Origin of the sequence: Microbacterium sp. Root1433D1 (genome assembly GCF_001426835.1) — a bacterium.
GTDB lineage: Bacteria > Actinomycetota > Actinomycetes > Actinomycetales > Microbacteriaceae > Microbacterium > Microbacterium maritypicum.
Window position 1 is genome coordinate 717,502 of the sequence record NZ_LMFN01000001.1, and the last position, 13,691, is coordinate 731,192.

General features: G+C 68.9%; 18 protein-coding genes. 11 read left to right on the forward strand and 7 right to left on the reverse strand.

Features of this window, described 5'->3' with window-relative positions; translation table 11 throughout:
• On the forward strand, positions 1–1,239 hold the full coding sequence (locus ASD13_RS03475) for a kynureninase (protein ID WP_200942443.1): 1,239 nt from the start codon (positions 1–3) through the stop codon (positions 1,237–1,239).
• Positions 1,229–2,050: a PaaX family transcriptional regulator gene (locus ASD13_RS03480; RefSeq protein ID WP_055865816.1), complete on the forward strand. Its 822-nt coding sequence runs from the start codon at positions 1,229–1,231 to the stop codon at positions 2,048–2,050. Before ASD13_RS03475 ends, ASD13_RS03480 begins: the two co-directional genes overlap by 11 nt.
• Here the strand turns inward: ASD13_RS03480 and ASD13_RS03485 are convergent.
• Complete coding sequence (locus ASD13_RS03485; RefSeq protein WP_055865818.1) at positions 2,047–2,541, reverse strand: FBP domain-containing protein; 495 nt, start codon at positions 2,539–2,541, stop codon at positions 2,047–2,049. The two genes, ASD13_RS03480 and ASD13_RS03485, sit on opposite strands and share 4 nt — an antisense overlap.
• Before the next feature lie 297 nt (positions 2,542–2,838).
• Between ASD13_RS03485 and ASD13_RS03490 the strand changes: the two genes are divergently transcribed.
• Positions 2,839–3,186, forward strand: coding sequence for a hypothetical protein (locus tag ASD13_RS03490; protein ID WP_055865820.1), 348 nt, complete (start codon positions 2,839–2,841; stop codon positions 3,184–3,186).
• Positions 3,187–3,212: 26 nt separating this feature from the next.
• On the opposite strand, the gene ASD13_RS03495 is transcribed toward ASD13_RS03490, so the two are convergent.
• Entirely contained in the window at positions 3,213–3,569 is a 357-nt protein-coding gene (locus tag ASD13_RS03495) for a hypothetical protein (RefSeq protein WP_167497454.1), read from the reverse strand.
• Positions 3,570–3,805: 236 nt separating this feature from the next.
• On the opposite strand from ASD13_RS03495, the gene ASD13_RS03500 reads away from it, so the two are divergent.
• Positions 3,806–4,012, forward strand: a complete 207-nt coding sequence (locus ASD13_RS03500) for a CsbD family protein (RefSeq protein WP_017829324.1) — start codon at positions 3,806–3,808, stop codon at positions 4,010–4,012.
• Between the two features lie 75 nt (positions 4,013–4,087).
• On the opposite strand, the gene ASD13_RS17530 is transcribed toward ASD13_RS03500, so the two are convergent.
• A complete protein-coding gene (locus ASD13_RS17530; RefSeq protein WP_017829325.1) occupies positions 4,088–4,252 on the reverse strand; it encodes a hypothetical protein in 165 nt (54 codons plus the stop codon).
• Between the two features lie 123 nt (positions 4,253–4,375).
• Between ASD13_RS17530 and ASD13_RS03505 the strand changes: the two genes are divergently transcribed.
• From ASD13_RS03505 to ASD13_RS03525, 5 genes are read left to right on the forward strand one after another with little or no spacing between them, the layout of a single operon-like run.
• Positions 4,376–4,642, forward strand: a complete 267-nt coding sequence (locus tag ASD13_RS03505) for a DUF7218 family protein (protein WP_017829326.1) — start codon at positions 4,376–4,378, stop codon at positions 4,640–4,642.
• A gap of 8 nt (positions 4,643–4,650) precedes the next feature.
• Entirely contained in the window at positions 4,651–5,769 is a 1,119-nt protein-coding gene (locus ASD13_RS03510) for a carboxylate-amine ligase (protein WP_055865825.1), read from the forward strand.
• A 51-nt stretch (positions 5,770–5,820) separates the two neighbouring features.
• Positions 5,821–7,218 (forward strand): MFS transporter, encoded by a 1,398-nt coding sequence (locus ASD13_RS03515; protein WP_055865828.1) that lies wholly within the window; start codon positions 5,821–5,823, stop codon positions 7,216–7,218.
• Between the two features lie 58 nt (positions 7,219–7,276).
• Entirely contained in the window at positions 7,277–7,972 is a 696-nt protein-coding gene (locus tag ASD13_RS03520; protein ID WP_055865831.1) for a DUF899 family protein, read from the forward strand.
• 5 nt (positions 7,973–7,977) lie between these two features.
• Positions 7,978–8,790: an endo alpha-1,4 polygalactosaminidase gene (locus tag ASD13_RS03525; RefSeq protein WP_055865833.1), complete on the forward strand. Its 813-nt coding sequence runs from the start codon at positions 7,978–7,980 to the stop codon at positions 8,788–8,790.
• A 13-nt stretch (positions 8,791–8,803) separates the two neighbouring features.
• On the opposite strand, the gene ASD13_RS03530 is transcribed toward ASD13_RS03525, so the two are convergent.
• Both ASD13_RS03530 and ASD13_RS03535 read right to left on the reverse strand, forming a co-directional pair.
• Positions 8,804–9,655 carry a phytanoyl-CoA dioxygenase family protein gene (locus ASD13_RS03530; RefSeq protein WP_055865836.1) on the reverse strand — a complete coding sequence of 284 codons (852 nt, stop codon included), beginning with the start codon at positions 9,653–9,655 and terminating at the stop codon, positions 8,804–8,806.
• Between the two features lie 47 nt (positions 9,656–9,702).
• On the reverse strand, positions 9,703–10,596 hold the full coding sequence (locus tag ASD13_RS03535) for a helix-turn-helix domain-containing protein (RefSeq protein ID WP_055865837.1): 894 nt from the start codon (positions 10,594–10,596) through the stop codon (positions 9,703–9,705).
• 154 nt (positions 10,597–10,750) lie between these two features.
• On the opposite strand from ASD13_RS03535, the gene ASD13_RS03540 reads away from it, so the two are divergent.
• Both ASD13_RS03540 and ASD13_RS03545 read left to right on the forward strand, forming a co-directional pair.
• The gene (locus ASD13_RS03540; RefSeq protein ID WP_055865841.1) at positions 10,751–11,794 is read left to right on the forward strand and encodes an iron-containing redox enzyme family protein; all 1,044 of its coding nucleotides are present in this window, start codon (positions 10,751–10,753) and stop codon (positions 11,792–11,794) included.
• Positions 11,791–11,997, forward strand: a complete 207-nt coding sequence (locus ASD13_RS03545; RefSeq protein ID WP_055865842.1) for a CDGSH iron-sulfur domain-containing protein — start codon at positions 11,791–11,793, stop codon at positions 11,995–11,997. The genes ASD13_RS03540 and ASD13_RS03545 overlap by 4 nt, the downstream gene beginning before the upstream one ends.
• A 14-nt stretch (positions 11,998–12,011) precedes the next feature.
• Here the strand turns inward: ASD13_RS03545 and ASD13_RS03550 are convergent, their stop codons facing one another.
• Together ASD13_RS03550 and ASD13_RS03555 are read right to left on the reverse strand one after the other, a co-directional pair.
• Positions 12,012–12,824, reverse strand: coding sequence for an ABC transporter permease (locus ASD13_RS03550; protein ID WP_055865846.1), 813 nt, complete (start codon positions 12,822–12,824; stop codon positions 12,012–12,014).
• Between the two features lie 7 nt (positions 12,825–12,831).
• Positions 12,832–13,659, reverse strand: a complete 828-nt coding sequence (locus ASD13_RS03555) for an ABC transporter permease (protein WP_017829335.1) — start codon at positions 13,657–13,659, stop codon at positions 12,832–12,834.
• Positions 13,660–13,691 lie beyond the last annotated feature (32 nt).

Below are 13,691 nucleotides of genomic sequence, written 5' to 3' on the forward strand. Positions count from 1 at the left end.
ATGACCATGACGCCCGACTCCTCACTCCTCGAGCTCGCCCGCGCTCTCGATGCGGCCGATCCGCTGCACGCCCACCTCGATGCGTTCGCCGAGGCTCCTGGCGTCACCGCGTACCTCGACGGCAACTCGCTCGGGCGTCCCCTGCGCGATGTCCCCGAGAAGATCGCCGCCTTCGTGCGGGACGACTGGGGCACGCGGCTGATCCGCTCGTGGGACGAGCAGTGGATGGCGCTGCCGATGGAGCTGGGCGACCGCATCGGACGGGTCGCTCTCGGCGCCGCCCCCGGCCAGACCGTCGTGGCCGATTCGACCAGCGTGCTGATCTACAAGCTCATGCGCGCCGCCGCGTCGGCCGATCCGGACCGTACCGAGCTCGTGATCGAGGCGGGCAACTTCCCCACCGACCGGTTCCTCGCCGAGGGCGTGGCCGCCGAGACGGGGATGACGCTGCGGTGGATCGAACCCGACCCGGTGCACGGGGTGACCATCGCCGATGTCGAGGCCGTCGTCTCCGCACGCACCGCCCTGGTGTCGCTGAGCCATGTCGACTATCGCTCGGGAGCCCTGGCCGACATGCCGGGTATCACCGCGACGGCACGCGAGGCCGGCGCCCTGATGATGTGGGATCTGTGCCATTCGGCCGGCGTCGTGCCGATGCAGCTCGACGAGTGGGGTGTCGACATGGCTGTCGGCTGCACCTACAAGTACTTGAACGGCGGGCCGGGCTCCCCCGCCTTCGCCTACCTCCGACACGGACTGCAGGGTGTGCTGCGCCAGCCGATCCAGGGCTGGTGGAGCGCGGCCGACATCTTCGCGATGGGGCCGGAGTACGTACCGTCCGGCGACATCCGCCAGCTGCTCAGCGGCACTCCCCCGGTGACATCGATGCTCGCGATGCAGGGGATGCTCGACCTCATCGAGCACTCGACGATCGAGGGCGTGCGGGCCAAGTCGCAGTCGTTGACCGATCTCGCCGTGCGTGCCTACGACGAGGTGCTCGCCCCTCTCGGTGTGCGACTGCTCAGCCCTCGCGATGCCGAGCTGCGAGGCGGACACGTGACGATCGGGCATCCGGACTTCCGCGACGTCACACGTCGCCTGTGGGCCGACGGCATCATCCCGGACTTCCGATTCCCCGACGGCATCCGCCTCGGACTCTCTCCGCTGAGCACCTCGCACGTCGAGACCGTCACCGGCGTGCTCGCGGTGCGCGACGCCTTGGAGTCCGGTGACTTCTGACCGTGCCGCCGCGCCCGTCCTCGACGACATCGATGCGCGCCCCGGCAGCACCGCATCGTTGCTGCGGACGTTCATCGGCGTCTTCCTGCGCCCGCTCGGCGGGTGGATCTCCGCCGCCGACCTGGTCGCCCTCGCCGGCGACCTCGGCATCGAACCGGCCCCGGCGCGCACCGGTGTCGCACGCCTCAAGCAGAAGGGCCTGCTGCTCGCCGCCCGTGAGAAGCAGATCGGCTACCGGCTGAACCCGGCAGCGATCCCGATGCTCGAACGCGGCGATCGGCGCATCTTCGAGATGCGCGAGATGACGGACGCCGACACGTGGTGCCTGGTCTCGTTCTCGATCCCCGAGAGCGCGAGGAGCGTGCGCCATCAGCTGCGTCGACGACTGCAGTGGATCGGTGCGGGAGTCGTGTCGCCCGCCCTGTGGATCTGCCCCGGCCACCTTCAGGACGAGGTGGTGCAGATCCTCGACGAACTCGATGCGCGCCCGTGGGCGACGCTGTTCCCGGCGTCCGCCCCCGTTCCCGCCGGCAGCCTCGTCGACGCTGCGGCGCAGTGGTGGGATCTGGATGCGCTGCGCGACGAGCACCTCGCCTTCCAGGCGTCGCTCGCAGATCTGCCCGCGGAGCCGTTCGCCGCGTACGTGCAGCTGATCGACCGCTGGCGGGTGCTGCCGTACACCGATCCGGGGCTTCCCCCGTCGATGCTGCCGGCCGATTGGCCCGGTCGTGACAGCTTCGACGAGTTCGCCCGCCGGTCGGCGGCGCTGACAGCACCCGCCTGGGCGCACGTGCGCGCCCGGATCGTCTAGCCCGCCCGCCCCGCGACCTCGGCGAGGAAGCCCGCCACGTGCTCCTGCAGTCGCAGGATGCGCAGGTCGCGCGCGAACTCGCGGTCGAACCCCTGGTAGGCCAGCGGCGGCAGGACCCGCACGTTGTGGTTGCAGCCGAACTCGGCGCAGGTGAGCACACCCACGCTGTCGCCCTTGCGCCCGGCCGGTCCGGCCTTGCGCGCCACGTACAGCTGCACGTCGTTGCGGAGCGTCACGTCTTCGCACCACGAGCACTGCGCTCTGGCGATCACGCGCTGCTCGGCGCGCTGCAGGAAGACACCGACCGGGGCGTCATCGATCCAGGTGACGACGTAGGCCCGGCGGGGCATCTTCGGGTCGGCCCACCCGAGGAAGTCGAGCCGGTCGAAGTCGATCTCGGCGAATCCGGGCGGAAGGGTCAGGTCGGAGACCTCTTTGCGGGAGGCGTTGAGGAAGGAGGCGCGGATGGCGCGCTCGTCGATGGGACGCATGGGAGTGGTGCTTTCGGAGTGGTCGCCGCGAAGGCGGGTCGATGAGAGGAAGGATCCCGGACACGGTGGCCGGGTACGTCGCGACACCGGGGACGGGGGTTCCGCCTCCGGTGGGTCCTCAGCCTCTGCCTGCGGCGCGGGAAGCGCCTGCAGCTCCGCTCTGCGCCCCGAGGGCGCTCATCGACGACAGCACCCGGCGAGCCTACACCCGTTTGTTTCACTCCATGTCGGCCCGCCTGGGCACCACGCGAAGGGCGTCTTAGTCTTTCCGGAACGTCCGACCAGAAGGAGACCACCGTGTCCACGCCGCTGAACCGCCTTTCGCCCCTCCCGGTGCGTGAGCGTGCGGCGTGCATGTGCAGCCACGGCGGCCGGTGCTCCTCCTTCGCCCCCGGCCATGCTCTGCACCTCATCCAGGCACGCATCGCCTCGGCGACGCCCGCCGGGTGGATCGACGCCCTCGTCGAGTCCGCCGACGCCAGCTCCGGTGACCTCGTGGTGCGCACGCTCGAGGGCGAAGCGCATGCGCTGTGGAACGGTTCCGGTGCCGCCCTCGAGGCCGCCCCCGGCACCCCCGTCGCGCTGCACGCGCGCTACGGAGTGCTCGCCGTCGGCGGCACGCAGTTCAACGTCGCCGCCGTCTGATCGTTCTTCCTGAGCCCGCCTCCGGTTCAGGCGCTCGCCATCAGCATGTCCTTCATGGCCGAGCAGGCGTCCATGCAGGCCTGGCACGCCTGAGCGCACATCCGACACACGTCGCTCTCGTCGGCATGCCGCGCACACGCGTCCATGCACGTCTTGCACATCGCGATGCAGGCGTTGAGCATCGCCATCATCGACGCCGGGGTCATCCCCTGCATCCGCATCATCGACCGCATCATGGTGCCTGCCATGTCGGCGCAGTTCATGCAGGCGGGAGAGCAGTCCATCATCTGCGTCGAGCACACCGTGCAGGCCTGTTCGCATGCGGCGCACGCATCCATGCACGCCTGCATGACGGACATGTCCATCATCTGCATGTCGGGCATCGACTCCATGCTCTTCGACATGGCGCCCATCATCATCGAGTCCATCGCACACCGCTTCCTTGGTCGAGGTCCGCGGGCAGGACCACCCGCCTGGCGCCAGGCTAGTCCTTCGCGAGGCGTGAGTCGATGGCGACCGAACGTTGTCACGGCCCGGGCGGATTGTCAATCCCGTGGCCGCTTCTCCGAAGGAGTGAGAGTGTCGGAGGCAATCGATCCGCCTACGAGAGGAGCCGCACATGAGTGCCGCAGACGACATCAAGAACGCCGCCGAGAAGGCCGCCGGAAAGGTCAAGGAAGGCGTCGGAAAGCTCACCGACAACGAGAAGCTCGAAGCCGAGGGCAAGGCGGATCAGGTCAAGGCCTCCGCCAAGCAGGCCGGCGAGAACGTGAAGGACGCCGCGGGCAAGGCCGGCGACAGCGTCCGGGACGCGTTCGAGAAGTAAGGCGCCCCACACACCGAAGAGGTGAGGTCCGCCGAAGGGCGGGCCTCACCTCGATGGGTCAGACGTGTGGTGTCGTCAGACCTTGCGGCTGCCGCTGATCGCTCGGATCAACCAGGCGATCACGGCGATCGCGAGGAGGACGAGCCCGACCCACAGGAGGAACTGGAGCGACTGCACCAGCCCTCCGGTGATCGCAAGAATCACTGCGATGACGATGACGATGATCAGGAGGATGTTCATCGGTCTTTCCCTTCTTTCGGCAGGCGCGAACGCCCGACTGTGGTGCCCCCACGCTAGCCGCGGTGGGAGTTCTGTCCGAGGGGGTTGACTTCCGCCCTCCGAGTGCGCGAAGGAGATGGGAACATGCCAGGAAGACGCGACAACGCGCTGAAGGATCCCGAGCTGTACGAAGAGCTCAGGAAAGACGGGGCCTCCAAGGAGAAGGCCGCGCGCATCTCGAATGCCGCGGCGAAGGAGGGGCGCAGTGCCGTGGGGCGTCGCGGCGGCGAGCACGGCGACTACGAGGACTGGACCGTTCCCCAGCTGCGTGCGCGCGCGAAGGAGCTGGGGCTGACCGGCTACAGCGGCAAACGGAAGTCCGAGTTGATCTCCGCGCTCAGGAATCACTGAGGCCGCCGATGTCGCGCTTCGGCGTCGAGGAGGAGTTCCTCTTCCTCGATGAGCATTCGCTGGTGCCCGTGGCCCTCGCCTCCGGCACTCGCGAGCGCATCACGCGCCTCCGCACGGGCGGAGAGGTCACCACGGAGTATCTGACCTCGCAGATCGAGTGCCTGACCGAGCCGGTCGCGACCGCGGTGGATGCCGAGGCGCAGCTGATGCACCTGCGCGGGCTCATCGGCTGGCATGCCCGGGAGCAGCACGCGATCGCCGCCGGTACCGGCACGCCGTTCGCCACGACCCGCTCCTCCACCGTGTCGCCCTCACCCCACTACGACGAGGTGGCCGAGCAGCTCGGACACCTCACACGCGACCACGAGGTCAACGGGCTGCACGTGCACGTCGAGGTCACCGATGACGAGGACAGGGTCCGCGCGCTCGATCGCGTGCGCGGCTGGCTCCCCGTGCTGCTGGCGCTCACCGGCAACAGCCCCTTCGTGAACGGACGGGATTCCGCCTTCGCCAGCTGGCGCAGCATCCTGATCCGTCGCCTGCCCTCGTCTTGGGCGCCGCCGCGGTTCCGCGACTACGACGAGTACCGGGCAGGTGTACAGCGCCTCGTCGACGTCGGAGCCCTCGCCGATGCGGCGTCGCTGTCGTGGTCGGCGCGAATCTCGGAGCGCTACCCCACCGTCGAGGTGCGGGTCTTCGATGCGCAGCTGACGGCCGAGGACGCGGTGTTCGCCGCCCTCCTCTCCCGAGCGATCGTGCTCACCGACGATCAGCCCCTCGCCGACATCGGAGTGGACGGCATCGACGCCTCGCTGTGGACGGCGGCCCGCAGAGGCATGGGGGCGCGCCTGGTCGATCCGACGACGGGCGAGATCGAGGATGCCTGGACCGTGGCCGACCGGATGCGGGCATCGATCGCCCCCGCCCTCCGCGAACTCGGTGACGAGGAACGGGTGTGGGAGGGCTTCGAGCGCCTGCGCACACTCGGCACCGGCGCCGACCGGCAACGCCGCGCCGTCCACGACGGTGGAGCGCCCGCACTCGTCGAGCTCCTGCGCGCGGGGACACCGGCCCCGTTCCCCGCCTCCCCGCCGGCAGCTCCGCGCGTGACCGCGCCGAAGCCCTGACCGACCTGGCCAAACCGCCCCGACGTCGGCTGCCGGGGGTAGTGTCGGCCTGTGGCATCCTTCGCTCCGCTCCAGCGGCTCGTCATCTCCATCGCGGTGCTCGCGTCATTCGTGACCTTCCTCGACGGCACGGTCGTGAACGTCGCGCTACCCGCGATCAGTCGTGAGCTCGGCGGCGGCATCACCACCCAGCAGTGGGTCGTCGACGCGTATCTCATCACTCTGAGCGCTCTGATCCTGCTCGCCGGTTCGGTGTCGGACGCCTACGGCCGTGTGCTCGTGATGCGGATCGGACTGATCGCCTTCGGCGTCGCCTCCATCGCGGTCGCCGCAGCGTTCGATCCGCTCACACTGATCATCGCCCGCGCCGCCCAGGGAGCCGCGGGGGCGCTGCTGGTGCCCAGCTCGCTCGCCCTGATCACCGCCACGATGCGCGCCGACGTGCAGTCGCGGGCCATCGGGGTCTGGACCGCCTTCACCACCGGTGCGCAACTGGTCGGTCCGCTGCTGGGCGGGCTCTTCGTCGACTACCTCTCCTGGCGCTTCGTGTTCCTCATCAACGTCATCCCGATCGGGATCACGCTCCTGCTGCTCTCCCGCCTGCGTCTGCCCGAGCATCCCCGCGGCGTCACCGTCGACTGGTGGAGCGGGGCGCTGTGCGCGATCGGTCTCGGCGCCGTGGTCTTCGCGCTCATCGAGCAGCCGAACCTGGGATGGCAGTCGCCCGCGATCTGGATCCCCGCGGTGGCCGGCGCCGCCCTGTTCGCGCTGTTCCTGTGGCGCCAGCAGCACTCCGCGTCGCCCCTCATGCCGCTGTGGCTGTTCCGCGTGCGCGACTTCGGCTGGGGCAACCTCGCCACGTTCTTCGTCTACGCCGCGCTGTCGCTCAACGGCTTCGTGGTCGGCGTCTACCTGCAGCAGGGCGCGGGGCTCAGCGCGACTGCCGCAGGCCTGGCGAGCCTCCCCATGACGATCCTGATGATCCTCGTCAGCTCGCGCGCAGGTCAGTGGGCGGGCCGATGGGGACCGCGTATCTTCATGACGGTCGGGCCGCTGCTCATGGCCGTCGGCGCCCTGATGCTGCTTCTCGTCTCCACCGACTTCGACTACTGGTGGCAGGTGCTGCCGGCCATGATCGTGATGGGTCTCGGACTCTCCCTCACGGTCGCCCCGCTGACGGCCGCGATCCTCGGGGCGATCGATGAGAACCACTCGGGCATCGCCTCGGCCGTGAACAACGCCGTCTCCCGCGTCGCCGGTCTGCTCGTCGTGGCCATGCTGTCGACCATCGTCGGCGGCACGCTCGACCTCGACGGCTTCCACAACGCCGCGTGGTTCACGGCGATGCTGCTCGTGATCGGCGGCGTGGTCTCGTGGATCGGCATCCGTCGTAATCCGGCCGCGCCGGCGCCGGTCGACGCGGCGGCGACCGGACCCGCCCCGCATTGACCGTGTCGGCGGCCGCGCGCAGACTGGACGCAGAGTCGCTCAGCATACGGAGGTCACCGTGAGCACAGGAAAGCTGCCCCTTCCCCGCGTCGTCGACGCTGCGACCTGGCGCCGTGAACTCGACGCTCTGCGCGTACGAGAGAAGGCCGCGACCAGGGAGCTCGACGCCATCGCCGCGCATCGTCGCCGCCTGCCCATGGTGGAGCTGCCGGACTACACCCTCGTCGGCGCCGAAGGACGGGTCCGCCTGGCCGACGTCTTCGACGGACACTCGCAGCTCATCGTCTACAACCACATGTGGTCAGACGGTAGCGAATGGCAGTGCCCCGGCTGCACCGGCTTCACCTCCCAGTTCACCCGGCTCGACGTGATCGAGCGCTACTACGACGCCCGCTTCGTGATCGTCACGAATGGCCCGATCGATGAGGCGCTGGCCTACCGCGACCGGGTCGGCAACACGATGGCGTGGTACTCGAGCGCCGACAGCACATTCGGCGCCGACGTGGATGCTCCTGCGAACGCGGGCTTCGGAGTGAATGTCTTCCTCCGCGATGGCGATACCGTGTATCGGACGTGGCACACCGAGGGTCGCGGCACCGAGCGGCTCAGCCACCTGCAAGGCCTGGTCGATCTGCTTCCCTACGGCCGGCAGGAGGAATGGGAGGAATCCCCGGAGGGATGGCCCCAGCATCCGACATATGCCCAGGGGATGGGTTCGAAGGAGATCGCGGAGCTGTACGGGGCGAGGCGCTGAATCGGATGCTCCGCCGCGCGGCACTCCCCGCCGTCGCCGCGTTGCTGATCGCACTCGGCGGCTGTGCCAACGCAACGGATCCGTCGTCGCCCACCATCGTCCTCCCACCCTCCGGCGCCGTGCCCGACTACCAGCTTGGTGGCGCCTACGACCCTTCGCCAGAGGTCGGCATCGTGGGGCGCGACCGGGGCGCGGAGCCCGCACCCGGCGTGTACTCGATCTGCTACGTCAACGGCTTCCAGACGCAGCCCGGTGAACTCGATGCCTGGCCCCGTGAGCTGCTGCTGCAGCGCGACGGCGAGGTCGTCTTCGATCCGGATTGGCCCGGTGAGGCACTCATCGACACCTCGAGTGCGGCGCACCGGGAGAAGATCGCCGACACGGTGATCCCCTGGATCGAGGGCTGCGCGGGTGCCGGCTTCGACGCGGTCGAGTTCGACAATCTCGACTCGTACTCGCGGTCGGGTGGTTCCCTCTCGCTCGATGACAGCCTGGCCCTGGCCGCGCTGCTCGTCGACGCCGCGCACGCCGTGGGGCTCGCCGCCGGCCAGAAGAACGCCGCAGAGGATGCGGCGCTGCTCCACGAGTGGGCCGGTTTCGACTTCGCGGTCACCGAGGAGTGCGCGGCCTATGAAGAGTGCGGCGCCTACACCGCTGTCTACGCCGACCATGTGATCGACATCGAGTACACCGACGAGCTTCCGCGCCCCTTCGCCGAGATGTGCGCCGACGACAGCTCTCCGGACTCCATGGTGCTCCGCGACCGTGACCTCGTCACTCCCGACGACGACGCCTACGCGTTCGAGGCCTGCGACTGAGCGGCACTTCTCCTCACAGACCGTCATCCTCGTGCCAGTGCTCCTGCCAGCGCCAGTCGATCGGCTCGGATGCCCGCTGATAGCGGATGTCGGTGGAGAGGCGGATGCGCCCCTGCGGATCGACGTTGTCGGTGCTGGCGTGCACGATGTAGGAGGAGTGCACCATCACGTCGCCCGCGCGATAGTCCGCCATCAGCCAGCGGGCGTCGCGCGCGTCGGCGAGCGCGGGGAGGTCGGCCGTGATCGATGCGGCCGGGCGCCTGTCGCCGCGCGCGCGTTCTTCGGCGAGCGCCCAGTGATGGCTGCCTTCGAGGTAGGTGAGACCGCCCTGCTCGGCGGGGCAGTCTCCCAGGGGGATCCACATCGAGAGCACGCGCTCGCTGCCCTCGCGCAGATAGACGAGGTCGTAGTGGGCCTGCGTGGCCGTGCCGATCCCCGACTCGCCGGGACGGATGTGGCGGATGATCTTGCGCCGGTGCAGATGCACGTCGTCGCCCAGGAACCACTCGAACCATCCGCGGATATCGGGGTGTGCGGTCAGCGCCGCGTACCGCTCACCGGGAACGATGTCGTCGAACAGGACCGCGCGGATCTTCGCCCTGTCGATCGCTCCCTGCGCTCCGACGCCGACGGCGGGATCGGAGCCCGGCTCCACGATCCCGGTGTCCGCCATCGCGGTGAAGTAGTGCTCGCGGAACGCGGTGACGAGCTGCGGATCGAGCTGCTGCGGCAGGAACAGGTAGCCGTCCCTGCGCAGGCGGCTCCACAGCGCCTGCTTGTCGGTGCGGATGGCGTCCGGCACGGGCTCGATCCACCCGAGCCGAGACGGCGAGTCGTCGAGCGTGTATCCGTTGGAGGTGAACATGATTCCAGGATCGGCTAGACCTGGACTTCCGTCCATGGACTTTCTCGTCAGATCATTGGATTTTCCGGGACGCTCTCGGCACGACTTGGACGATTCTCGTCAATATGTTCTCGGGATTGCTGTCGCCGGAACGCCGAGGGCGCAGCTCCTGTGCGGCGGTGGAAGATGCGGGAGAAGTAGGCAGCGTCGTCGTAGCCGACCTGCGCGGCGATCTGACCGACATCGAGAGCCGTCTCCGCCAGGAGCGACTGCGCCCGCGCGATGCGCACCTCGATGACGAAGTCGTTCACGGTGAGCCCGGTCGCGGCCCGCACGAGCACCCCCAGCTCGCGGGTGGAGAGCCCGACCGCAGCCGCGCGCGCGGCGACCGAGAGGGTGCGGGTGGCGTCGCGGCTGACGAGGTCGATGACGCTCGCGCCGTCCGTCGTCCCCTCCACCGGATCGGCGGCATCGAGGATGGCGAGCAGAAGCCGCTGGGTCGCGACGGAGGCGGCGATCTCCGCTCGCGGACCCACCGCACCCACGGCCTCTCGCAGCTGATCGAAGATCTCGTCCGCGTCGTCCACCGGACGCGCGAGCGCCTGCACCGGGCGATGGTGTCCTCCCAGTCCGCTCGCCTCGAACGCCGCGAACGACTCGCCCTCGAACAGCACCCAGTGCTCGGACCATCCCCGGGCGTCGGAGCCGTACCCGTGGAGTGTTCCGGGAGTCAGCCAGATCACCGCCGGCCCCAGGACCGGCACCTTCCGGCCTTGCGGTTCGTACTCTTCGTATTCCCCGTGCCCCTCGGAGATGTAGACCAGCCCGCGGGTCGGAAGCGACCGTCGACGAAACGGCGGCTGCGGGCCCGACTGCTCCCCCGCACCGTGGCACGAGATCAGCAGTCGCCGCATCGCATGTCGCGGTGCGGCGTAGTGGGACCAGGAGGACGGCTGCGTCATCGACGTCAGCCTATCTCCGCGCCCGCCGTCGACTCCGCCGCCGAGACGGGTACCCGCGCGCATGCCCCGCGCGGCGCGGCCCGTCAAGTCCCTGGCCGGATCTGCTCCTCGACCGCAGGATACGGATGTGCGCATCGATTGGGAACCCCGACACATGACCTCATCCGCCCCGGCATCCACCCCGCCTCTCGCGTTCTCCGACAGAGGGGCGTTGAGCCGCGCCGTTATCGCGCACCTCACCGGATCCGGCGAGGGATGCGGCCACGCGGCACTCGCCGAGGAGGCCGTCGCGGCGAGCGCCGACATCGCCCGCGACGACGACATCCAGCTGGCACTGTTCGTGCTCTACGCCTCCGCGTACGGGTCACTCCCGCAGCTCGACCCCGATCTGGAATGGGACCCCGCGCTTGTGACCACCCGGCGCATCCTCGAGGCGGCGTTCGAGCGCGAACTGCGTGCCGGCGTGCCGATGCCGAGCCTGCCGGAGCCGACCGTCGATGCCGTCGGTCGGTCGCTCTTCGCTCTCGCGGAGGCCGACACGGGGCCGAGCCTTTCCCGGTACTTCGTCAAGAAGGCCACCGCGACGCAGGCGCAGGAGATGCTCATCCAGCGCTCGGCATACACGCTGCGCGAGGCGGACCCGCACTCCTGGGCTATCCCCCGACTGGACGGACGCGCCAAGGCCGCGCTCGTCGAGATCCAGTCCGACGAATACGGCGGTGGCCGTCCGCACCGTGTGCACGCTGCGCTCTTCGCGCGCGCCATGCGGGCGGCAGGTCTCGATGACACCTACGGTGCGTATGTCGACGACCTGCCCGCCGTCACTCTCGCCTCTCTCAACATGATGTCGATGTTCGGCCTCAACCGCCGCCTGGTGGGTTCGATCGTCGGCCACCTCGCCGCTTACGAGATGACCTCGTCGATCCCGTGCCGTCTGTATGCCGACGGCCTGCGTCGTCTGGGCTTCGGCTCCGATGTCTCGGACTACTTCGACGAGCACGTCGAGGCCGACGCGGTGCACGAGCAGATCGCCGCGCGAGACCTCGCCGGCAGCCTCGCCGAGGATCACCCCGAGCTACTGCCCGACATCATGTTCGGTGCCGCCGCGTGCCTGACCGTCGACGGCTGGGGAGGCGCACACATCCTGGACGCCTGGTCCACGGGCACCTCCTCGCTTCGCACGCGGATGCCATCATGAGCGCCGGCCACGACCGCCCGACGATCACGCCGTACCCCGACGGCCCGTTGCTCGTGCGCGGCGACGTGGAGCTGCAGACGACCGAGGGCGAGCCGATCGCACCCCACCGCCGCACGGTGGCCCTGTGCCGATGCGGACTCTCCGCCCTCAAGCCGTTCTGCGACGGCACCCACAAGGCGACGGGTTTCCGCACCGACGACTGAGCGGTGCCCCTGCGTCAGTCGCGCTCGTCGACCTCCTTCCCCAGCCGTTGCGAGATCCACACCGGGAGGAAGGAGGCGACGATGACGACCGTCGCGACCACGTTGACTACGTTCGCCTCGTTGGGCCTGGCCATCTGGTTCATGATCCACAGCGGCAGGGTGTCGACGCCCGGCGGGGCGGTGAAGATCGTGACGTAGACCTCGTCGAAGCTGAGCGCGAAGGCGAGGATGGCCCCCGCGATCAGCGCACTGCGGAACTGCGGGAGCGTGACGAGCCGGAAGGTCTGCCACGGACTCGCACCGAGGTCCTGCGAGGCCTCCTCGATGCTCGGGTTCATCCGCCGAAGCCGCGCGAGCACGTTGTTGAAGACCATGACGATGCAGAAGGTGCCGTGCGCGATGATCATGCCGTAGAAGCCGACCTGGATGCCGATCGGCTCCAGCAGCTGGTTGTAGGTGTTGTTCAGGGCGACGCCGGTGACGATGCCGGGGAGAGCGATCGGCAGCACCACCAGGAGGTTCACGGCGCGCTGCCCGAAGAACGAGTACCGCTGCAGTGCGAAGGCCACGAGGGTGCCGAGGATGACGGCGATCACGGTCGCCCCGGATGCGACGAGGACCGAGTTCAGGAGGGCGGCGCGCACAGGCTCGCTGGTGAACGCCTTGCCCCACCATTCGAGGGAGAAGCCGCTCACCGGCCAGCTGACGATACGCGCGGAGTTGAAGGAGTTGAGCACGACCAGCGCGAGCGGGATGTACATGAACGCGAGGACGATCGCGACGATGATCCCGAGGACGATCTTGGAGGTGCGGGACAGTCTCAGCATGCGCGACTCACATCCTTTCCAGTGCGCCGGTGCGCTGCACGCTCACCAGGTAGATGACGACGAACGCGATGGGTACCAGCGAGTACGCGGCCGCCAGCGGGGGGTTCAGGTTGATGTTCGATGCGATCACGCTGCCGATCATCTGGGTGTCTCCGCCGACGAACCGGGCGACCAGATAGTCGCCGAGGCTCAGGGAGAACGTGAAGACGGAGCCGGCGATGAGGGCCGGCTTGATGATCGGCAGCACCACCGACGCGATCGTCCGCCACGACCCGGCGCCGAGGTCGGCGGAGGCGTCGAAGAGGTTCGGCGGCACCTGGCGGATCGCGGTGTACACCGGCACGGCCATGTACGGCAGCCACAGGTAGGTCAGGGTGAGCACGACGGTGAGCACGCTGAAACCCGGTCCGGAGAGACCGAACGGCGCCAGCAGCCAGTTCGCGAACCCCTGCTCGGTGAACGTGATCCGCATCGCGAGGACCTTCACCAGGTACCCGGCCCACAGCGGCAGGGTGATCGACACGGCCAACAGCGCCCGCAGCCACGGCGATGCGACCTTGGCCATGAAGATGCCGAGGGGCACCGAGATGAGGATGGCGAGCACCGTCACGGCGAGGGCGATGCCCAGCGTGCGCATCGACGTCGACAGATAGGCGGGGTTGACGAAGAGCTGCTCGAAGTTGCGCAGCGTGAACCCCGGCTTCACCTTGGAGGTGAAGGGGTCGGTGATCCAGAAGGCGGTCACGAGGAGCATGACCAGCGAGAAGATGTAGATCCCGATGAGCCAGGTCATCGGAAGGGCCAGGAGCCCGGCGATCCGGAGGCGGCGCTTCATGTCGATCCCGTTCGTGGTTGCGGAAGATGCGG